The organism is Parafilimonas sp., assembly GCF_051953455.1.
GTDB lineage: Bacteria > Bacteroidota > Bacteroidia > Chitinophagales > Chitinophagaceae > Parafilimonas.
Genome location: NZ_JBQCIT010000027.1, coordinates 74,267 through 97,457, shown reverse-complemented (window position 1 = coordinate 97,457; position 23,191 = coordinate 74,267). Strand labels below are relative to the sequence as shown.

At 39.1% G+C, this 23,191-nt stretch carries 14 protein-coding genes; 9 read left to right on the top strand and 5 right to left on the bottom strand.

Translation table 11 applies throughout. The features are described 5' to 3' along the window. Positions 1-25: 25 nt before the first annotated feature. Complete coding sequence (locus ACTHN6_RS11020; RefSeq protein ID WP_440435812.1) at positions 26-3,112, bottom strand: SusC/RagA family TonB-linked outer membrane protein; 3,087 nt, start codon at positions 3,110-3,112, stop codon at positions 26-28. A 590-nt stretch (positions 3,113-3,702) separates the two neighbouring features. Here ACTHN6_RS11020 and ACTHN6_RS11015 point away from each other — a divergent pair. The 4 genes from ACTHN6_RS11015 to ACTHN6_RS11000 all read left to right on the top strand — a co-directional run bounded on the left by ACTHN6_RS11015 (position 3,703) and on the right by ACTHN6_RS11000 (position 12,512). Next, the gene (locus tag ACTHN6_RS11015) at positions 3,703-4,539 is read left to right on the top strand and encodes a DUF2911 domain-containing protein (RefSeq protein WP_440435811.1); all 837 of its coding nucleotides are present in this window, start codon (positions 3,703-3,705) and stop codon (positions 4,537-4,539) included. Positions 4,540-4,669: 130 nt separating this feature from the next. After that, positions 4,670-11,023, top strand: coding sequence for an alpha-2-macroglobulin family protein (locus ACTHN6_RS11010; protein WP_440435810.1), 6,354 nt, complete (start codon positions 4,670-4,672; stop codon positions 11,021-11,023). Between the two features lie 56 nt (positions 11,024-11,079). Beyond that, positions 11,080-11,823, top strand: coding sequence for a bifunctional demethylmenaquinone methyltransferase/2-methoxy-6-polyprenyl-1,4-benzoquinol methylase UbiE (gene ubiE / locus ACTHN6_RS11005; protein ID WP_440435809.1), 744 nt, complete (start codon positions 11,080-11,082; stop codon positions 11,821-11,823). 5 nt (positions 11,824-11,828) lie between these two features. Beyond that, entirely contained in the window at positions 11,829-12,512 is a 684-nt protein-coding gene (locus tag ACTHN6_RS11000) for a type IX secretion/gliding motility protein PorT/SprT (RefSeq protein ID WP_440435808.1), read from the top strand. Here the strand turns inward: ACTHN6_RS11000 and ACTHN6_RS10995 are convergent. After that, positions 12,509-13,633, bottom strand: a complete 1,125-nt coding sequence (locus ACTHN6_RS10995; RefSeq protein WP_440435807.1) for an AI-2E family transporter — start codon at positions 13,631-13,633, stop codon at positions 12,509-12,511. The two genes, ACTHN6_RS11000 and ACTHN6_RS10995, sit on opposite strands and share 4 nt — an antisense overlap. Positions 13,634-13,699: 66 nt before the next feature. On the opposite strand from ACTHN6_RS10995, the gene ACTHN6_RS10990 reads away from it, so the two are divergent. The 3 genes from ACTHN6_RS10990 to ACTHN6_RS10980 are packed head-to-tail and all read left to right on the top strand — an operon-like array spanning position 13,700 to position 14,799. Beyond that, positions 13,700-13,948 carry a YtxH domain-containing protein gene (locus ACTHN6_RS10990; RefSeq protein WP_440435806.1) on the top strand — a complete coding sequence of 83 codons (249 nt, stop codon included), beginning with the start codon at positions 13,700-13,702 and terminating at the stop codon, positions 13,946-13,948. Positions 13,949-13,982: 34 nt separating this feature from the next. Then, positions 13,983-14,330 carry a phage holin family protein gene (locus ACTHN6_RS10985; protein WP_440435805.1) on the top strand — a complete coding sequence of 116 codons (348 nt, stop codon included), beginning with the start codon at positions 13,983-13,985 and terminating at the stop codon, positions 14,328-14,330. Between the two features lies 1 nt (position 14,331). Next, the gene (locus tag ACTHN6_RS10980; RefSeq protein WP_440435804.1) at positions 14,332-14,799 is read left to right on the top strand and encodes a hypothetical protein; all 468 of its coding nucleotides are present in this window, start codon (positions 14,332-14,334) and stop codon (positions 14,797-14,799) included. On the opposite strand, the gene ACTHN6_RS10975 is transcribed toward ACTHN6_RS10980, so the two are convergent. From ACTHN6_RS10975 to ACTHN6_RS10965, 3 genes are all read right to left on the bottom strand, one after another. After that, positions 14,786-17,053, bottom strand: coding sequence for a RelA/SpoT family protein (locus ACTHN6_RS10975; RefSeq protein WP_440435803.1), 2,268 nt, complete (start codon positions 17,051-17,053; stop codon positions 14,786-14,788). The two genes, ACTHN6_RS10980 and ACTHN6_RS10975, sit on opposite strands and share 14 nt — an antisense overlap. A 109-nt stretch (positions 17,054-17,162) precedes the next feature. Continuing rightward, positions 17,163-17,597, bottom strand: coding sequence for a type I restriction enzyme HsdR N-terminal domain-containing protein (locus ACTHN6_RS10970; protein ID WP_440435802.1), 435 nt, complete (start codon positions 17,595-17,597; stop codon positions 17,163-17,165). Positions 17,598-17,635: 38 nt separating this feature from the next. Beyond that, on the bottom strand, positions 17,636-21,307 hold the full coding sequence (locus ACTHN6_RS10965) for a TraB/GumN family protein (RefSeq protein WP_440435801.1): 3,672 nt from the start codon (positions 21,305-21,307) through the stop codon (positions 17,636-17,638). Between the two features lie 242 nt (positions 21,308-21,549). Here ACTHN6_RS10965 and ACTHN6_RS10960 point away from each other — a divergent pair, with 242 nt between their 5' ends. Further along, a complete protein-coding gene (locus ACTHN6_RS10960; RefSeq protein ID WP_440435800.1) occupies positions 21,550-22,608 on the top strand; it encodes an agmatinase family protein in 1,059 nt (352 codons plus the stop codon). After that, a complete protein-coding gene (locus ACTHN6_RS10955; protein WP_440435799.1) occupies positions 22,595-23,185 on the top strand; it encodes a hypothetical protein in 591 nt (196 codons plus the stop codon). The genes ACTHN6_RS10960 and ACTHN6_RS10955 overlap by 14 nt, the downstream gene beginning before the upstream one ends. Positions 23,186-23,191: the final 6 nt, after the last annotated feature.

Below are 23,191 nucleotides of genomic sequence, written 5' to 3'. Positions count from 1 at the left end.
TTTTTATTATACTGTTTAAGCATCATTAAAACACCAATGATACGCCGAGGTTCCATGTGCGGGGACGTGGATAGGCGAAGAAGTCTAAGTTCTGAGAGAAAGAACCATTTGCCCCATACCCGGAATTGAATGTATCCACTTCAGGATCGTAACCGGTATATTTTGTAATGATGAACAGGTTCTGCACGCTGGCATAAAAACGAAGCTTCTGAATTTTTGTCCTGGCTGTTTGAGATGTTGGCACTGTATAACCGAGTACAAAATTCTGACCGCGTATAAATGAACCATCTTCAACCCACCATGTATCAAAATGAGAATCCTGTGCATATTTATAGTTGCGCACCTGCGATACCATGGTGTTTTGATTATCCGGTGTCCATGCATCTAATACAGTGGCAAGACTGTTGGCAATGGTTTGCCTGTCTTCACTCGAATGCTTGAAGTTGGCTGCAGTGTTTACACCCTGTACAAAGCGGATGTCAAATGTAAAATCCCAGTTTTTATAACTCATGCTACTGCTGAATGTGCCAGTCCATTTAGGATAAGCCTGACCTATAATGCTGTAATAGTTGCTGCCATCCTCATTATAAATATATTTCCTGTCACCCACTTTTAAGCCATGCGCAGCAGCTTCATCAGCTTCTTTATCACTATATGTTCCAAGCCTTGTCATACCATAAAAAGAACCAATTGGTTCGCCCACACGGATAACAAAGTTTTGGCCGAGGAAATTAGGCCCGGGGAAAATATCTGCATTGCCATCATTTAATTTAAGCACCTTATTTCTGTTGGTAGCAAAAATGAAATTGGTTGTCCATGTAAAGTTTTTGTTTTGAATGTTTTGTGTGGTAAGATTTACTTCAAGGCCTGTATTCCTTACTGATCCAACATTCCTGTACACGTATGCGTTAACAAAACCGGCAGACCATGGAATGGGTTGTTGCAGCAACAGGTCTTTCGTGTCACGTGTGTAGAAATCAAGATCAAGATTAATGCGGTTTGAGAAAAGCCCTAACTCAAGCCCTGCATCAAACTGTACCGATTTTTCCCATTTCAAATCAGGATTGCCGATATAGCTTGGTAATAAAGTTGACTGTGATGCGCCGTTCAATACCGTGGAGCTTGGCTGAATCTGAGCAATTGAAAGATACTGGCCAATTTCCTGGTTACCTGATACACCATAGCTTGCACGCAGCTTCAAATTAGAGATGGAAGTATTATTCTTCATAAAATCTTCCTCGCTTAAACGCCAGGCTGCACCAACAGATGGAAAGAATGCATATTTATTATTCTTACCAAATTTTGAAGAGCCATCATACCTACCTGTTGCGGTAAAGAAATATTTGCCGCTTATATCATACGTAGCACGGGCAAAGTAAGAATTCATCGACCATTGATAATCCTGCGATTCATTAGCAGTTCTTACAGAACCTGCCTGCTGGTAATGCCATTGGAAAATATCATCAATAAAGTTTTGCGTTTCTGAACGAACCCTTTCATTATTGTATTGCTGGAATGACATACCGAGCAAGGCTGTCAATTTCTGGTTACCATTAAAAGTTTTGTTATAGGTAAGATAGTTTTCAGACTGCCAGTAAGTATTAGTATAGCCATTAATGTTGGCTACACCGCCCTGGTCTTGTGAAAGGTGCGCCAGTTCCTGTGAAGAATAGAAATTATTCTTCTGTGAGTTTACATTATAACCATAGTCTGTTTTAAAATCAAGGTCTTTTGTAATATGAAACAGCAGGTAAACATCACCCAGCATCTGCATATTATTATTAAGCGAGTACCTGTTAGTGGCAATATTCACCGGGTTAGGCCCACCTTCAAGGCCTGCTATATCATTGTTGCCTGCCCATGTGCCATCGGGATATTTTACCGGCACAATCGGTACTTCTTCCGTAACCATTCTCGGCACATTTAAAGCACCGTTGGCATCGGAAACCATGCGCTGCCTGCTTTTAATAATGTTGAGATTACCGCCTACTTTCAGCCAGTTGTTTACATCGTTATCAAGCGTAAACCTTGCAGAATAACGCTTAAACCAGGATTCTACCATCAGGCCATTCTGATCAAGATAACCTAATGATAAACTGTATATGGATTTATCACTGCCGCCCTGGAAATTAAGCTGGTGGCTTTGTGAGAAAGCCGGTTTGTATGTTTCTTTTTCCCAGTTGGTATTATACAATGGTTTGTCATTGGCATCGAACAGCAGAGGAAAGTTTTCATGGTTCAATGCTTTTGGCGGTGTTTGCACGGCGCCATCCGGGTCCCATTTTGAGCCATTGGCATAAGCCTGGTTATATACCTGCACAAACTCATCGGCGTTAAGCGTTTTTAAATGCCTGTATAAATCAACCATGTTAACATTACCATCATACGAAACGATGGTGCCGCCTTTTCTTCCGCGTTTGGTGGTAATTATGATAACGCCGTTAGCACCGCGTGCCCCGAATATGGCAGTGGAAGATGCATCTTTCAATACTTCAAGCGAAGCAACATCGTTTGGATTAATAGAATTGGGATCAACGCCAATTACTCCATCCACCACATACAGCGGATCTATATTAGAGTTAATAGAACCAATACCACGCACACGCACTTTGGCGCCGGCGCCGGGCGCATTGCTGTTAACGCTTACATCCACACCCGCTACTTTACCCTGCAATGCCTGCGTCACATTGGGCACAGGCCTGTCCATTAACCGGTCGCCCTTAACGGTGGCTACCGCGCCGGTAAGGTCAGATTTTTTTACCGTGCCATAACCAATTACTACTACTTCATTTAATGTGGAATTGTCGTTATCCGGCAACAGTGTTACGTTTATACTTGATTGATCTCCTACGGTAACTTCCTGCGCTTTCATTCCTACATAATTAAACACAAGCACGGCGTTTGATGCGGGCACATTAATCGAAAAGTTGCCCGACGCATCTGTTGTGGTGCCGCCGGATTGGTTTTTAACTTTTACAGTAACATTCGGCAGCCCGTTTTGTGCGCTGTCGGTAACATGGCCTGTTACGGTTTTTGTTTGGCCCGTAGCCATGTAAAAACAGAAAAGCAGGCAGGTTATAAGGCCTGCTCTGATCTGAGGGATTTTTTTCATGAACAAGGTTTTTGAAATGAATAAAAATGATTAGCAAAAAATTTTGAATAACATGGTAAGCGAAGCCTTCAATAGCGGCCTGGCGCTGCTATTATTCAACAATAAATAATAACAACTATACATTGGGTGAGTATCCCGATGCTGGTTGCTTGCAGGAAAGGCCAACAATAACTACATATAGCAAGTAGTTATCAGCATAAATAAAAAGCCCTATTTAACAGCTTTGGCTATTGTTTGAGTACAGCAGCGCAAAAGATGAAGGGAAAGCATAAACGAAATTGGTTGGAGCTAAACTTTTTCATGTGTCAGAAATTTAAATGTGAGCAATTTTTGTCAGAATAAGTGATGTTGTTAGCAATCGAATTAGTTAGATAACAACTAATTGCACGCAAATGTAGGACGTAAGCCGAGATTATGAAACGCCAACTTATAAACCGTTTTCAATTATTAATGCACATAATAAAAATGCATGCAGCGTTTTTGAATATCAGGTAATCCCTTGAAATCTCTTAACGGTTTCCTATATATTTTCAATGCAGTAAATGGCGTTAAAAAAAAGCCTTTATCTTGCAGCAAACAATTGTAATCGTATGAAAAAAATCCTGCTGCCATTAATGCTTTTAGCATGTAACTTTTTATTTGCACAAGTGCCATTGCCGCAATTAAGTCCCACGGCAACTGTTATCCAGAATTTTGGCGTTGGCAAAATAACGCTGGTATATTCAAGGCCATCTATCAAAGAAAGAACACTGTTTGCCGAAAACAGCGACCTCGCACCGCTCGGCAAATTATGGCGTACCGGTGCTAATGCTGCTACACAGTTAAGCTTTACAGATAAGGTAACCTTTGGTGGAAAAAATATTGATACAGGTTCGTATGCACTTTATACAATTCCCGGTGCAAACGAATGGGAAATTATATTAAACAAGGGCTACAATAATTCAGGTACGGACGGCTATAAAGAAAGCGATGATGTGGCACGTTTTAAAGTGCCTGCCGAAAACAGTACCGATCTTAATGTTGAAACATTTACAATAGAATTTCTGAACATTAAAGCCGAAAGCTGCGATCTTGCTTTGCTTTGGGGCAACACAATCGTAGTAATTCCCATTACAACAAACTTTAAAGACAAAGCAAGGGCCGGTATTGAAGCTGCTTTAAAAACCGATAAAAAACCTTATTGGCAGGCAGCCAGTTTTTATTATGAGTATGATAAGGATTATGCAAAGGCGTTGGAGAATGTGAATCACGCTATCGAAACCAATAAAGATGCATTCTATATGTATATGCTGAAAGCGCGTATTCAAAAGGAGCTTGGCGATAAAACCGGCGCCAAAGCCAGTGCAGAAAAAACCATTGAGCTGGCCACTACTGCAAAAAATGATGATTATGTAAGGCAGGCGAATGAATTATTAAAAGGTTTGTAATAATATTGATTTGAAAGTAAGGGCAGCCGGTATGGCTGCCTTTTTTATTTTAAATAGTTTGATATTGTTTATGTATTTCTTTTAATGCCTGCATCTTCATATATATTTAATGCAAGACAGAATTATTTACATGCGAAAACTAATAATGCTAACTGCAATAATTTGTTGCAGCTTCGTTATATCAGCCCAAACAGTAAGCGGCTATGCAAAGCAATGGGAAGGAATAGACTCGCTTATAGTTTTAAAAGACCTGCCTAAGAGCGCTTTGGAAAAAGTAAATGTTTTATATAACGATGCGAAAATAAAAGGTTTGCATGATGAAGTTATTAAGGCCTTACTGTACAGGCTAAGCCTTGAAGACAAGACAAAAGATGATGATATAAATAATAAAGTTGTTTTACTTAAAGCAGAGTTACAAGCCACGAGAGATGCGGTTTCACAAGCTATATTATCTGCTATACTGGCTAATACCTTAAAAGATTTTTATTCTCAAAATGCCTGGAAGAACCGTGACCGTAAAGAAACGGATATCAAAGAAGCTGATATCGCCACATGGAGCAATGCACAATTCAAAGAGATTATTGATAGCCTGTATGAAATAGCCCTTTTGCCCAAACAAATATTACGGCAAACAAATACCAGTGCTATTAAAGCTCTATTAATAAAAGGCAATATGGCCGGCACAAGGCCCACGTTATACGATCTGCTTGTGCATGAAGCGCTTGATTATTATAAAACAGGGCTGGCATATTTATCAAGACCCGCATATACTTTTGAATTAACGGATGTGCATGCCCTGGCAAACGCGAAGGATTTTATGCATTATAATTTTGTTGCAAAGGATACCGCTTCTCATATTTTAAAAACTCTGCGATTATACCAGGAACTGATGCGGTTTCATAAAAATGATATAGATCCATCAGCTTTTATTGATATAAATCTTGAAAGGATATACTGGGCAAATGCCAGGGCGAATATTGATAATAAAGAAGCGCTTTATGTGAGTGCATTATCTGATGTAGCAGGCAGTTTTGCTAATACTAAAGCTGCTGCAGAAGCATGGTATGCTTTAGCAAAACTGGAAGCAGATAAAGCCGTATCATATAAACCTTTCTACGATACTGTTTGGCAATATGCTTATGTTTCAGCGAAAAGATTAATAGAAGAAAGATTGAAAGCTATGCCTGATTCCTGTTATGGCAACGAAGCCATGAAGTCTTTATTAAGTGATATTGAAGAGCCGGGCCTAAATACACAGGCAGAATCGGTAAATGTTGCCAATGCACCTTTCAGGTTGTTAGTAAATTATAAAAACATTGATACATTATATGCACGTTTGCTCTTGCAAAAAGATATAGATAAAGCTGCGAAAAAGAAACATTATAACCGGTGGAAAGATGTGGCCTTATTATCCCCTGTAAAAACGTTCATACAGCCGTTGCCGCAAACAAACGACTACCAGCAGCATACCGTTGAAATAAAGGTTGATGCTTTGCCTGTTGGCAATTATTCTATCCTGTTTAGTAATAATAAATATTTCAACGATTACAAAGATAAACTTGCATTGCAGCCAATAACGGTTTCCAATATTGCTTACCTGCGCAATGGCTTTGATTATTTTGTAGTTGACAGGGAAACAGGGCAGCCTGTTGAGAACGTAAAAGTTACCGGCTCTGTTTCTGTACAAAATGAAAAGAACAAAGAATGGCGTAATAAAAAATTTAAAACATTATACACTGATAGCACCGGGCATTTTGCATTACCATTTAATATCAACGCTGGTAATTATGGTAATGTTGATCTTGTATTGCAAAAAGGAAGTGACAAACTTGAAACAGGTGATTATGTTTATTCTTATCGGAACAGTTATAATAATGATGACGGGGAAGATGATGATTCAACATATGAAGAAGACAATGCGCAGGTTTATTTTTTTACAGACAGAAGTATTTACAGGCCCGGGCAAACTGTTTTTTATAAGGGTATAGTATTGACCAGAGACAGTAAAACCAAGCAGCAAAAACTTTATAATTATGCTGACAGCATAGAAGTTGATCTTTATGATGCAAATGACAAACAAATTGATTCCATGTTTGTAAAGCTGAATGAATATGGCTCATTTGCCGGAAAATTTTTATTGCCGCAAACTGCTTTAACAGGTAAATTTTCAATTGAGACTTTGGAATTTGATGGCGAAACTAAATTTAATGTGGAGGAGTATAAACAGCCCACTTTTTATGTTGAATTTGATACATTAAAAGGCTCTTATCGTCTTAATGATATAATCACGGTTACAGGCATTGTAAAATCTTATGCCGGCAGTAATATAAACAATGCACGCATCAGTTATACTATTCAGCGCACGGCAAACTTCCCTTATTCCTACCTGTTCTGGCGAACAAGAATACCCTATTCATCTGAAACCCAGATTGCAGACAGCAGTATCAGTACAGATGCAAACGGCATGTTCAAAATAAGTTTTGTTGCAAAGCCGGATTCATCAATAGAAAAGCAAACGGAGCCGTTATTCAATTTTAAAATTGAATTATCTGCTACTGATGCCAATGGTGATACGAGGGAAAACTCAACCAGTGTAGTGGTGGGTTATAAATCAATGGTGGTACAGGCAAATGTTCCTTCTGTTGCCGAAGTAAATAATTTCAAAAGTATTTTCATCACCACTAAAAACAATTCAGATGAAAATATTCCTGCAAATGTGGGTATTGTTATCAAGCCATTGCAAACGCCTGAAAAAGCATACCGTAAAAGGTTATGGCAGCAGCCCGACCAGTTTGTAATGGACAGAAATACGTTTGAGCAATATTTCCCTTACGATGAATACAAAGCGGACGCAGATTATCATGAATGGGCAAAGCTGGATGCTGTTGTAACTGATACTTTCAACACAGGCAATACTTCCAGCTATAAATTGCCTGAACAATTGCGGCAGGGTTGGTATTGTATTGAAGTATCAGCAAAAGATAGATATGGCGATACCATTAAAGATGTTTGTTATATTCAGTTGTATGATATGAATGCTGCGGGCCTGCCTTCGCCGCAAACAAATTTCTCTCAGAATATAAGTAATACAGGGGCTCTCGGTGATAAAGCACAATTGCTGCTTGGCACAAACGAAGCTGATGTGTTTGTGATTAAAAAGCTCAGCAGGGGTAATAAAAATGTGGCGGGTTCATTTCAGTATATAAATCTTAACAATAATAAAAAACAAATTGAATACGCTATACAGCCCAGCGATCATGGTGATATTGGGTTATACTATGCCTTTATAAAACATAACCGTTTTTATACCGGCGGTATGCAGGTGTATATCGCCAATGAAGTAAAGAAGCTGAATATAACCTATTCAAGTTTTAGGAATAAAACAGAACCGGGCAGCAAAGAAGCCTGGACGGTGCAGGTTGCTAATAATGATGGTACAAAAGCAGATGCAGAATTATTAACAAGTATGTACGATGCATCCCTTGACCAGTTTAAAAAGCATGAATGGGCTTTGCCTTATCTTAATACAAACAGTTATGTAAGCAATGATTGGAGGGGCAGTTTAATGTATTTAAAAAATTCAGCCGAGAATTATGCCAATAATAACAATAGCCTGCCATTAAAAACACAGGATCATATAGCACAATCAGCAACCACGTTTTGGGATATCTACAACTTTCAGCGAATTATTAAACTACAAACTACAAAACATTCTGGCAGAAAGATCAAGACTGGAGATTACGATAAGGAATTTACATCTGTGCCTGAGTTGACGGCAAGACGGTTGGCGGCGAGAGGTAGTCTTGATAAAGTTGTTGTAATTGGTTATGGGGTACAAAAAAAGACGAATGTAACAGGCGCTGCCACATCAATTCAAATCAGGGGCATATCAAGCCTGGATGAAAAAGCTCTCTTAATTATTGATGGTGTAATCAGTGACAAATCTGCAGAAGATATCAATGCAGGGGATATTGATAATATCATTGTGCTCAAAGGCAGCGAAGCAACAACTTTGTATGGCGCAAAAGCAGCTAATGGCGCAATCGTTATCACTACAAAAGGATTCACTTTGCGTAATGGAAAAAAGGAAGAAGCGCCACAGGTGCAAATAAGAAAAAACTTTAATGAAACGGCTTTCTTCCACCCGCAATTGCATGCAGACAGTACCGGGAATTATAGTTTCAGTTTTACTATGCCGGAAGCTTTAACCACGTGGAAATGGATGAGCCTGGCGCATACAAAAGATGCAGCCTTCGATCTAAAATGGCAGAACATCATCACCCAAAAAACATTGATGGTGCAACCCGGCCTGCCACGTTTTTTAAGGCAGGGGGATACGATTGATATAACTGCAAAGCTCACCAACCTTAGTGACAGCGTATTAACCGGCAAAGCAAGGCTGCAATTGCTTGATGCCATTAGCAATGAGCCGTTAAATGATGTTTTCAAAATAAACATCGTTGCACAAAACTTTAATGCAGGGCAAGGTAAAAGCACGGTTATAAATTTCCCCGTTAATATTCCACATGATTTTACGCACCCGCTTATCGTAAAAATTATAGCGCAGTCGGGCCGGTACAGCGATGGTGAAGAAAGGATATTACCGGTGCTTTCAAACAGGTTGCTGGTTACGGAAACGCTTCCTTTATACATGCCCGGCGAAGGATCGAAAACATTCAAATTTGAAAAGCTGCTTAACAATAACTCCTCAACTTTTACTAACGAAAGCCTTACTGTGGAATATACGCCAAACCCTGTTTGGTATGTTGTCCGATCATTGCCTTATCTCATGCAGTTTCCGTATGAATGTGCGGAACAAACTTTCAACCGTTTTTATGCCAATGCTTTGGGCGCATATATTGTTGCACAAAATCCTTCTGTTAAGAATGTATTTAATAAATGGAGGCAGGATACAATGGCAATGCAAAGCACCCTTGAAACAAATCCTGAGTTGAAACAAATCCTGCTGAACGAAACACCCTGGATTTCGAATGCAGAAGGTGAACAGCAGCAAAAAAGAAATATTGCGTTATTATTTGACACTGCGAAAATGAACAGCAGCATGGAAAATGTATTGCAGCAATTAAAGCAAATGCAGCAAAGCAACGGTGCTTTTGCTTGGTTTAGTGGCGGTAATGGTGACAGGTATATAACGCAATATATTCTAACAGGTATCGGCAAACTGGAGAAGCTGAATGCTATTCCTGCATCGCAACAAAACATGTTGAACGAGATAACAAATAGAGCATTGTTATATGCCGATAAAGAAGCTGAAAAAGAATATGCAGCACTTGTAAAGCGCAAGGCAGATCTTACAAAAGAACAATTAACGCCATTGATGATCCAATACTGGTATATGCGCAGCTTTTTTGGGAAAGTGCAGCAAAAATCATTTCCTGCGGAAACATTGGGTTTCTATATAAAGCAAGCTGAACAATACTGGATGAAGCAACCACCTTATCTGCAAGGCATGATCGCACTGGCTTTAAATCGGTTGGTTCCTGTAATAAAACCTCTATCAAAATTTAAAAGCCCTCAGCTTGATATAATTAAATCGCTCAAAGAAAATGCGGTGAACGATATGGAAAGAGGCATGTACTGGAAAAATAACTCCAGCGGTTACTACTGGTATCAAAGCCCGCTGGAAGAGCAGTCGCTTTTAATAAATGCTTTTGAAGAGATTACGCCAGGCGATACCGGCATCCATGCTATGCGCAGATGGCTTATGCTTAATAAACAGGCGAACAATTGGGAAACTACAAAAGCTACTGCAGATGCCTGTTATGTTTTGTTATCAGGCAATAATATCAATGCACAAAATCTTGCTGTGAGTATTAAACTGGATGATTCGGTTGTTAGCACGGTTAATGAAATGCAGCAAAGCGGCAGCGGTTATATAAAACACCGCATTGCTGGAAAAAATATACGGCCGGCAATGGGTAATATTGAAGTATCTGTTTCAAACCCCGTTGCAAAAAACAATAATTATCCATCGTCTTACGGCGCTGTTTACTGGCAGTATTTTGACGATATGGATAAAGTAACAGCGGCAACATCGCCGCTTTCCGTCAGTAAAAAATTATTCATGGAAAAAAGTTCCGATAAAGGCAAAATATTACATGCCATTAGCGAAAAAGATACGTTGAAAACCGGTGATAAGATTATTATTAGACTTGCCTTAAAAACAGACCGCGATATGGATTATGTTTATCTGAAAGACCTTCGTGCAGCTTCGATGGAGCCGGTGAATGTTTTGAGCGGGTATAAGCGGCAGGATGGTTTTGGTTATTACGAATCAACAAAAGATGCATCTTCTAATTTCTTTATCGACCACCTTTCCAAAGGAACTCATATTGTAGAATACGAGGTTTATGTTACACATACCGGTGTTTTTTCTGGCGGTATGGCAAGTGTTCAGTGTATGTATGCCCCGGAGTATTCGGCGCACAGCGGAAGCATAAATATCAAAGTGGGCAACCGATAAATTTGTGTCATCCCTAAATCCATTACAATTTTCCCTTTCCCCGCTATCTTCGCGGCATGGCTATGTATGCGCACGATAAAATTGTGCCTGATGAAAAAAGTGATGCTGCCAAAAAAAAGCAGGTGGCAGAAATGTTTAATTCAATTGCGGGACGCTACGATTTTTTGAACCGTTTTTTAAGCATTGGTATTGATAAAAGCTGGCGGAAGAAAGCAATCGCTGAATTAAAGGAAATTCATCCGCGAACAATGCTGGATGTTGCCACGGGAACAGCGGATGTTGCCATTACCGCATATAAAATGCTTAAGCCCGAAAAAATTACCGGTATTGATATTTCCGAAGGCATGCTTGAACTTGGCCGGAAAAAAATCCAAGACCTTCAGCTTGAAGATGAAATTGAATTACATATTGGCGACAGCGAAACAATAAACTATGCCGATTCCTCGTTTGATGCAATAACCGTTGCATTTGGTGTACGCAATTTTGAAAACCTTGAAAAAGGCCTTGCTGAAATGCTGCGTGTGTTGAAACCCGGTGGTAAAGTTTCGATACTTGAATTTTCAAAACCCAGGGCATTTATGTTTAAAGGCATTTATAATATATATATGCGCATTGTGGCGCCGGGTTTTGGAAAAATGTTTGCAAAGAACAAAGAAGCTTATGCCTATCTTAATAATTCAGTACAGGCGTTTCCTGACAGGGAAAATTTTGCGGCAATTATGAATAGAGCGGGTTTCAAAAAAACGTATTATAAATCGCTTAGTTTGGGAATATGCTGTATTTACTGCGGAAGCAAATAGTTGTTGTGTGCCTGCTTCTTATAACTATCTCTTCAAAAGCGCAGCACGAACTTAAGCGGCCGGATCACGATAACCTGCCTTATTATTTCGGACTTACTTTTGGCTATGCCAATATGGGGCTTCATACAGAGAAGGATCCCCGCTTTCTTCAATACGACAGTGTACTTTCCGTTGACCCGGGTTCAAGCGGCGGCTTTTCTGCAGGGTTACTGGCCACATTGAAATTAAATAACCGTTTTGAACTGAGGGTTGCACCGCAACTGGCCATTGGCGGCGCCAGGGTATTTACTTACTCCGTTAAATATCCAAATGCGCTGGAGCAAACAATAGCTAAAAAGACCCTAACATCCACCTTGTTCACTTTTCCGCTCCAGGTAAAATTTAATTCAGACCGCATTGACAATTTTCGTGTGTATATGATTGGCGGGCTTACGTATGATGCCGATCTAGCCAGCAACTCGAACGAGCGCAATGCGGAAGACCTCATCAAACTTAAAAAAAATGATTACGCCATTGAAGCGGGCGTTGGCTTCAACTTCTTTCTAAACTTCGTAACTATTTCTCCGGAAATAAAGATACATAACGGCCTCACCAATATTCACGACCGCGATCCCGATCTTAAATATTCCAATGTGCTGGGTAGGCTTAGCTCCCGCATGATAATGTTTTCAATTAATATAGAACCTTAGCCTGCAACATTTTTTTTGGATTTTGCGGCTGGTTTGCTTTTAAACTTGGTGAACCCTATTAATGGCTGCATATATGCGGGCATTATCTGCCGTTTTCTTAATTGTTTTGCTATGGGTTTTTGATATTCCACATAATATATTTTCAGGAGGATGAAGAAATAGGAGATAAGCAAGGGCCCAAAAATAAGGCCGAGTATGCCAAAATACTGCAGGCCGAGTATTACGCCAAGCACGGTAATAATAGGATGCACATCTGCCATTTTTTTCGCCAGTATAAAACGGATAACGTTATCGAGCACGCCCATAATAAGGGCGCCATAAAATATCATGAAAATGCCCTGCCAGTAATGACCGAGAACAAACATGTAAACAGCAATAGGCGCCCATGCAATACCGGTGCCCACTACCGGTATAAAAGATGTAAATGCGGTTACAACTCCCCAAAAACCAGGTTCCTGCAGGCCAATGATCCAATAAGCTAAAAACCCGGCGAGGCCCTGCGCCACTGCAATAGCGGGTATGCCAATGGCATTACTGAATGTTTGATGCACCAGCTCATCGCCGAACAATTTTATTTTATCTTTTTTAAAAGGAAGATATAAGATAAGCGCTGCTTCAAACCTGCTGGTGTTTATGATCATGAAGTATAAAAAGAAATACATCATCAATATGGTTGAAACAAAGCCAAGGCTTTTATTTAATATTATGGATAAAAGGTCCGAGGCTTTCGTTCTGATGGTTGCCAGCGTTTCTCCGGATATTACACTGATGTGGTATTTTTGTTGTATAACATTATCGGCTTGTTTTATGGAGTTTGTAATTACATCAGGATTAGCTAACACGGCACTAATCTTGTTGTAAAGCAAACTGATAAGGGTGGCTACGGGTAACAGGATTACAAAGAACGAAAGAATAATAATTAGAATGGCTGCCATGCTTTTATTCCATTCTTTCTTCTTTACAAGCCATGCCACGAACGACTTACTTAAAATGTAAAATGTGATGGCCCCCAGAAATGCGGGGAAGAACTGCCGCAAACTGGCAAACAGGAAAAAGGCGAATATTAAGATGATGGCAAGGAAAATATACCTGTTAACCTGTTTGCTGAAAGAGTTCTCCATATAATGAAAATAAATTTTTTTGGTATTTAATGATAAACAAATATTCATCCAATTAAATCTACAATTATGACTAACGGACAAAAATTTTTAGGCGGTATTATGCTTGGCGTAGCAGCGGGCGTTGCTATTGCTTTATTTATCAACAGTGATAAGGGAAAAGAATTGTTAGCCGACGTAAGTGATGCTGCAAGCGATGCAGGCGATAAGCTAAAAAGTAAATATTCTGAGTATGAAGACCAGGTGAAAGACTTTATCAAGAAAGGAAAATCTTTTTTAAAGGATATGGAAGGCAAAGCAAAAGATATTGCGGGTTAAGTTTGCACGGCTGCAACCAATTAAAATAATTATAATGAAGGAAGAAGCAAATTACTTTCAGGAAACCAGGCAAAAACTGAATGAGTATATACAGCGACGGATTTTATTGTTGAAACTGCAGGCGGCAGATAAAGTTTCCCATGTAGCGTCAACAATCATTACAGCAATCATAATTACCATATTAGTATTGTTCGTGCTGATATTTGCGAGCATAGCTGCGGCTTACTGGCTCGCAACATTAACCGGAAGTTTAGCCACGGGCTTTGGTTTAGTTGCCCTGTTTTACCTGCTTGTGTTTTTGTTTGTTATATTCTTTTTAAGAAAGATTATACGTAATTCCTTCGTTGACAAATTCGTTAAACTCATCTATAAAAAAGATTAATATGGCTTCAAAAATTGTTGTGGTAAACGGCGCTTACGACCTTTCTGAAATCAATACAATTAAAGAACTGAGGGAAGAGATAGAATTTTTGAAAATAAGCGTAAAAAAAGATGAAGATGAGCTTGAGGAACGCCTGCGCCGCTTGCCGCAACATGCCATAAAATCTGCAGCAGATAACTTGCTGCCCTCCTTTATTAATAAAATGATTGCCAACGGAACATGGAAATTGTTATTGAACGGTGTTAGCATGTTTGCCAATCCTTTTTCAAGAGGGTTCAGCTTTAAAAAGAATATTGTTGGCTCTGCAAAAAAATTAGGCATTATGGCTTTAATAAAAGGTGCCTACAGTTATTTCACAAATAAAAAAACATCAGCCAGGCCGTCATCCATAAATACAGGAGGGGAGAAGAAAGTACCAGGCGCTGTTGTTCCGCCCAAAACAAAAATTAAAGTGCCTAAGAAAGCGTAGCGTCTTCTGTGTCCAGCCTTTCTACCTCATAAATACCTTTCAAATGTTTTAAACGGTTTACGAGCTCATCAAGCTCTTCTTTGTCGTGCACAAAAATTTTAATGGTGCCTTCAAACATGCCTTCACCCGATTCAATTGTGAGCGCTGCAATATTAATACGCAATTCGCCGCTTACAACATTGGTTATTTTATTAATAACGCCCACATCATCAATACCAATGATTTTTAACCCGGTTAAGAAAGAAATCTCCTTGTTTTTAGCCCATTTTGTTTTTACAATACGCGGTGCATAATTTGCCATAAGCCTTGCTGCATTCGGACAATTCGTTCGGTGTATAATGAGGCCTTTGCCTGTACTTACAAAACCAAATACATCATCGCCGGGAATAGGGGAGCAGCATTTAGCAAGAGAATATTTTATCTTATCGCTGCTTTCACCAAAAATAATAAGCTCTGAATCTTTTTTGTGCTGCGGTTTTGTATCTGTTTCAGGAACCTTTATTTCGGTAATTATTTTTTGCGGTTTGGGCAGTTCAAGTTTGCCCCCGTTAACTGTAAAATCTTTTAGTTCTTTAAGATCGGTATGCTTCGTGGCTATATTATAGAACAAGTCAAGCTGCGAAGGAACTTTATAGAAATTTACCAGTTCGTCAATATTATGCTGGCTAAATGTTGTGCCTTTATTTTCAAGCTTACGCTGCAGCATTTGTTTTCCATCTTCAGCAATTTTTCTTTTTTCCTCTTTAAGCGAATCTTTAATTTTTGCCCTTGCTTTTGCTGTTACCACAAACTTCAGCCAGTCTTCATTAGGCTTTTGTTTATTACTGGTAATAATCTCAACCTGATCGCCGCTGCGCAGTTTATGGCTTATGGGCACGAGCTTATGATTTACTTTGGCGCCAATACAACGGCTACCCACGGCGGAGTGGATGGCAAAGGCAAAATCAAGCGCGGTGCTGTTTACCGGCAACATTTTCACATCGCCTTTTGGTGTAAAAACATAAATCTCTTCGGCAAGAAAACTCGTTTTAAAATCCTGTAAAAAATCAACGCTGTCTGTATCCTGGTTGCTGATCATTTCCCGTATCTGTGAAAACCATTTATCAAAACGGTCTTCTTCGCTGCTACCTTCTTTATATTTATAATGAGCGGCAAGGCCTTTTTCTGCAATTTCATTCATGCGGTTGGTGCGTATCTGCACTTCAACCCATTTGCCCTGTGGGCCCATAACGGTTGTATGCAGGGCTTCATAACCATTATTTTTTGGATTACTTATCCAGTCGCGCAGCCGTTCGGGTGAAGGCAGGTATTCATCGGTTATCATTGAATATACCTTCCAGCATTCTTCTTTTTCTTTTTCTGGTGATGCGTAAACGATAATGCGTATGGCAAACAAATCATACACTTCATCAAAATCAACGCCTTTCTTTTTCATTTTATTCCAGATGGAATGAATGCTTTTGGGCCTGCCATAAATATCAAAAGTGAAACCTGCCCTTTTCAGCTTTTCTTTTAAAGGCTTGATAAATTCGTTTATGTAACGGCTGCGTTCCCTTTTTGTTTCAGAAAGCCTTTGGGCAATTTCGCGGTAAGCTTCAGGTTCAAGGTATTTCATGGAGAGGTCTTCCATCTCCGTTTTGATATTATACAAGCCCATCCTGTGTGCAAGCGGCGCATAAACCCATATAGTTTCACTGGCTATCTTCAACTGTTTTTCACGCTTCATATAATCCAGCGTGCGCATATTATGCAAACGGTCTGCAAGCTTTATTAATATTACCCGCGGATCATCTGTGAGTGTAAGTAATATCTTTTTAAAATTTTCTGCCTGCTGGCTTGTATTGGTATCCATTACATTGGATATCTTGGTAAGCCCGTCCACTATACGCGCTATTTCAGAGCCAAATTCCTTTTCAATATATTCAATGGTAATATCGGTGTCTTCAACGGTATCGTGCAGCAGTGAACAAATGGTAGAGCGCACACCAAGCCCTATTTCTTCCACGCAAATCATGGCAACGGCAATAGGATGAAGTATGTAAGGCTCACCGCTTTTGCGGCGCATGGTTTTATGGGCCTCTGCTGCAATTTCAAAAGCACGGCGCACCATTTCCTTATCGCCTTTTTTAAGCTTGCTGCGTAATGTTTTTAATAAAGCACGATATTGTCTTAAAATTAATTTCTTCTCCTGCTCGTCTGTAAGATTGTACTTAGGCATTTTCACTGCCTGTACGGTTGCCTGCACTTCGTTCATACTCTACGAATTTAATAAAAAATACTGCGAAAGAAAAGTTTAATAACGCGTTAATTGTTGCCTGTAAAATTAAAATTGAATTGAATAAAGGCATGCTTCTGCCGGCTTTTTATTGGAGTTGCGGTAAAGCAGCCAGCTCCCGGAAAGAATCGCCGGAAATCTCATAACAAAAACTTTCGTTGCCATTTGTAATAACAAAATACTTAATAGCAAGCGCCATATTATATCGTATTACCTGCTCAATAACTTTTACATCAAGCGGCGTATTGCTTTCCTTGCATTCTACAATTAACCAGGGCAGGTTGTTTTTATACACAACAATGTCGTAGCGTTTTGAAAGATCACCTACCCTGATAATTTTTTCAACAGAAATAAGCGATGCCGGATAATTTTTTACCTGTATTAAATATTGCAGGAAATTCTGGCGTACCCATTCTTCGGGTGTTAATGCCACCCAGCGGCGGCGCACTTCGTCAAAAATAGTGTGCCTGTTTTTTTCTTTTTTTATGCGGAAATTGTGTACAGGAAAATTTATCTGCAGCATATAAAATAATGGCGGCTTACTGAAGCCGCCTCACTATATTAATAATCATCAAAATTGCCATACATGTTTTTATTGTTTTCATAAAAATGCCTGGCGCTTTTATGTTGTAATAACAGTAGCCTTGATAACTGCTCGCTGAACTGTTCTGCAAGCGGTTTGCCGGTAATAATTTTTTCATTGGTTAAAGAAGTTAATGCATCATCTGTGTTTACCATATGCGTATTTTCCGGCTGCGGGCCGCTTAAGGCAATTTCCCAGTCATCATCTTTTTGCAGCTTGTATTTAAAGAAATAAACATAGCCTTTCTTGCCATTAATATTTGCAAGCGTTTTGCCTTCGGGCTTTATGTCAAATAATTTTATTTTTTCTGTATCGCCGGTTAATAAGGAGCGTGCCATTAAATCCTGCTGTTTATATTTTGATGGAAATATGTCAATGCGGTTAATGTCATCAAGCGCCTTAAATAAATCGCTGCGGTAATTGTCTTTTGCCGCAATGTTCATCAATATGCTATCCGGCACAGGCTTATTGTTTTTAATTAGCAATACCGCCGTTTCCAGTTGAACTGGTGTATCCCTCGATTGTAGCAGCCGGTTGAAAAACTTTGGCAGGGCCGGTATTGTATCGTAAAAAGGTAATAGCAAGGCAGCGTATTCATTTATATCGTTTGTTTCATAATCATCTTTAGAATAGCGGTTTTTTATTACACTGTCATCGTCATCATAATTTTGCTGAGATTGCTGTTCAAGTAATTTTTCTTCAGCATTCTGCAGTTTTTTCATTTCAATTTTTGCATCAAAATATATTTTGCTGAAGTAATCTTTATAATCATTAGCCTTTATATAACCGCTGTCAAGCAATTCGGATAGTAATGCAATAACCGGTTCTTTATAATCTTCAATGGTTGTTAGCTGCAATATTTCCGGGAACAATGTTCGTGTAAGCTGCAGCGAATCTTCAAAATTTTCGAAGAAATCTCCATATGCATCATAATCATCAAACAACGGCGGATCCTGCAGCAACAGCTTTTTTAATGTAGCATATGAAGAATCTGTTTGAATATGCTGTAGCGCTTTCAATACTGCATTCTGGAAATAAGCTGTATCGGCGGTGCTTGTATAAATATCTTCAAGCGCATGCACAATTTTGTTTTTGCAGCATGAATCATTTATATAGCCTAATTCAGCAATGAATTTTTGCTTCATTTCAAAATAATCTTCCTCGCCGTAATTAAGGTTATTGATGAAGTTTACAACCTTGTCAATATTGCCGGCGCCATAATAAACATTAGAAATAGCGTTTCTTGCAAGTGCTTTTGTAAGTGAATCCTTGCTGTACAAGTCTTCAAAAAATAAATTTGTTTTATCTGTATAAATGGAAGCCGTGTCTTTATTAATTACTGTAAAGGTTGAAAAGAAATTTTTTATAAAGCTGCTTTCAACGCCTGTTGTATCAGTGATGGTATAAAGATTATACAGCCTGTTATTGCTTAAAATTTTGTAGTTAATTATTTGTCTTACTGTATTGGTGTCACGCCAGTATAATTTATAACCCTGGCATGCATTGGCTGTAAATGCAGTTTTTTTATACAGGTAAGTATCATCATCATTGCCTGGTTTTAATTGTTTGTTCCAATATGTTGCAGAATCTTTTACATGGTAATATTTTGGATATTCATACATGCTTACCAAAACAGATTCGCCTGTTGAATCGCTTTTAAACATAGCATATTTGTTTTTTGGCCAATAACTTTCGCCCTGCATTTTAGCTAAAAGGCTTGCATCGTGCAGCATACTGTACATTAAATTAACAAGCGATGAATCTAGCAAGGGTTTTACAGGCGTTTGTACTGTAAAATCAAGCAAAGTGTCTGTGTAGGTTGTTGATGTATTGTATTGATAATTATCAAAGCCAAACGAATTAAAAAAAGCGGCATCAATAGTATTTTTTTTGCGGCTTGTTTGAATAACGAGGTAATAATCCGGGCCTTTTAAAACAGCTTCTGCATTAATATAATTACCATTTTTGCAGGCGAACTGCATTTTCAACGCATCAAAGCCTTCCACTTTTGTAAAGTTTCTTGAAAGTTCTTTATCAATTATATCGGAAGATTTTAAGCTTAACTCTACGAGACTGAGATCAAAAGTGTCTTCTTCCATAAAGTTTAAATTGGTAACGGTTTTTTTATAAACAGCATAGGCATTTCCCGTTGTACTGTCATTGGCTTCAAATTGCCATGCATCTATATTGTCTGCATCATAACTGTTTTTATTTATGTGCGGGAATTGCGGAAAATTTATATGAAAACCTGCTTGTGTTGATGCAAAAGCCGGTTGTGAAGCTGAAGGTTGGTTAAAATGAATTGAATTGAAAAAAGTATCAGCCTCTGTGCCGCCTGCATAATCATTGATGCCGCTCATTTTAAAAATGAGTATTTCAAATGGCGTTACGAGAATATTGTAACGTTGCAGATCGCCCCTTCTTGTTCTGTTTACTATATCAAACCCGCTTACACCATCTTTCTTTATTGTTTTTTTGCTGATAATACGGCCAGGAATATTTTCATATAAGAGGCTGTCTGTTTTTTGTAAAACGGTGTTCACATTTTGATTGAGTAATCCTGCATGCGTTTTCACCCGCGTAAGCATATAATAAGCGCCGTTATCCATGTCGGCGTATTGCCAGTTATCGCTAATGGTTCTGTATGTTTGGGGCATTCTGTAGAAAGGGCCGGGCATTTTTACAGAAATAAATCCATCATCTGTTGTAAAATTTTTAAAGTTTACCGGCACTTTCATCTTTTCAACAGCTTCCTTAGCTGTTGCATCCCTGTCCTGCATATAAATAGGGCGCAGCTTATAACCTTTCTTCCGTAGCAATTCTATTACGCCATTAGGACCTGGCAAATGTGCAGCGCCTACGCCAACGAACAGGCTGTGTTTTTTTACTAAAGAGTCTATTGAATTAGCCTGGATTTTATTGCGTGCATACAAAAACTTATTTACATAAGCAGGCGAATTAAAAGATAAATGTTCAAGTGAATCCAGCAAATCGAGGTTGCCGTGTCGGTAAGCCTCCTGTATTTTTTTATCAATGTCAGGTGTTGCATCGCGGTTGTTCGACCGCTTCATTCTTTCTTTTGCCATAGCGGCGTAAGCTTCAAACAATATTTTCTGGGTTTGATAATAATCTTCAACACCGCCGGCCAGCTTGCCATATTTTCTGCCGGTTTGATAAATGTAAAGATCGAGGTAAGTGTTTTCTTCATAATCCTGCTGTATGGAAAATGTGCGGTAAAGCAGGCTGTTTATTTGCTGGGGTTCCGCTGTAAGCGCTGGTTTTAATTTATCATAATAATCAGTTATTGCAAAAGACGATTCGGTTAAGTATTGCGTGGTATTGTCCCTGTAGAAATTTTCAATTTCTTCCTGCGCGGCATTCATCTTCACCATATCTTTTTGCCAGTATTCGGGGTTTAATTCAAGCGCAACCATATCGGTGCTTTGAATAGCATTGTAAAAAGAATCGCTTAAATGAAAAGCAATCTTATTGCTTACATGCATGGTGCCAAACAGGTAAGAAGGTTTTTTTAAACCGTTGCCGGTTATTTCCCAAAAAAGTGAAGGGTATTTTGCAGTGTTTGAAGTTTGGGCGAAAGCATTTTGAAAAAACAGGATTAACACAGCTATCAGCGTACAGTTTCTCAACATTTCAGGCGATTGTTTCGGGTGTGCAAATTAAAGTTTTGAAATGAGATTATTCCGGTTAATTATATGCATGGAAAAGTCGTAACGCGGTTTAACAATATGGTTTGCAGAATTATTTGCGGACAGGAAAATAATCAACCCCTTATTGTAAGGAACATTCCGGCCCGGTTATGGTTTTTGTTAACAGGTATTAGCAAGCCTGTTTTGAAAATAGCGAGTATCTTGCACAACTTTTTATTACAGATATGGTTGATCTTTCAAAGTTTGACGTAAATGAGGTGGCAAACCGCAACAACAATATTTTTGGCTTGCCCTTTTCTGAGGATGATGCACAGGTGGTTATCCTGCCCGTTCCCTGGGAAGTTACAGTAAGCTGCAATGCAGGCACAGCAAGGGCTATAGAGCACATTTTTAAAACAAGTACGCAAATAGATCTCTTCGATCCCAACATGCCGCACGGCTGGAAGAAAGGCTTTTACATGCGTGAACCCGATAAAAAAATTTTGATGAAGAGCGATTACCTGCGCAAGGAGGCTGAACTCTACATTGATTTTATTGCGCATGGCCAGGATATAAACAATAATAAGTTTATGTTAAAAAGCCTCAAAGAAATTAATGAGGGCAGCGAAATGCTGAATAACTGGGTGTATGAACAAACGAAAGATTTGCTGAACCGTAACAAGCTTGTTGGCCTGCTTGGCGGCGATCACAGTGTATCATTAGGTTATTTTAAAGCGCTGGCTGAAAAATATAAAAGTTTTGGCGTGTTGCAGATTGATGCACATTGCGATTTGCGTAAGGCTTATGAGAAATTGAATTACTCGCATGCGAGCATTATGTATAATGCCCTGAATGAAGTGCCTGCCATTGAAAGGCTGGTGCAGGCAGGCGTACGGGATTATTGTGAAGCAGAATGGAATTATATCTGCAGCAGTAATTATAAAGTGATCACCTATTTTGACCAGCAGATAAAGGAGCGCTTTTTTGCCGGGGAAAACTGGAAGATTATTGCTGATGAAATGGTGCAATATTTACCGGATAATGTGTATTTCAGTTTTGATATAGACGGGCTTGATCCCAAACTTTGTCCCAACACAGGCACACCCGTTCCGGGCGGTTTTCAAAGTGATGAAGTTTTATACCTGCTGAGAAAAATTATAGAGAGCGGCAAGAAATTAATAGGGTTTGATTTGGTTGAAGTGGGCGTGGGCGAAACCAATTATGATGCGGTTGTTGCATCGCGCCTGTTATGGAAGATCTGTAATTTATTTGTGAAAAGTAATTGCACTGATGAGCCAAAATAAAGAATACGATTTTGTAATTACGCTCAGGCATCCCAATTACAAAATATATAATATAATAACAACGCTGATGTGCGTGCTTACAATTGCTGCAGAAATATATGCGTTGTTAAATACCATGTTCTTTACATACAACTGGATTAATGTAGTATTAATGGCAGTTATTGTAATCAACTTTGTGTTATCAATAACAGCCAATCAGAAAGAAAGTATAATTACATTTAAATGGGCCTTATATGCAGCCGCATTTTTATGGCTCCTGTACCCGCTTCATCTTCCGTGGATAGCGGTACTTCTCATTGTGGCAGCTTTGCTGGAAAGGCAGATTAAATTTCCGCAGGAAATCGGGTTTAGTAAAGACGCCATCACGTTCAACACTTTCCCATTCAAAAATTATTCATGGCAGGATGTAAAGAATGCCATACTGAAAGATAATATGCTCACGCTCGATTTCAAAAGTAATAAGATCATTCAAAAAGAAACGGAGAGTGATGTTCCCGCCCAAACAGAAAGGGAATTTAACGAATTTTGTAAACAGCAAATCGCAAGCAGCCCGCAGCCCGCAACTCACGGCTCATAGCTATCT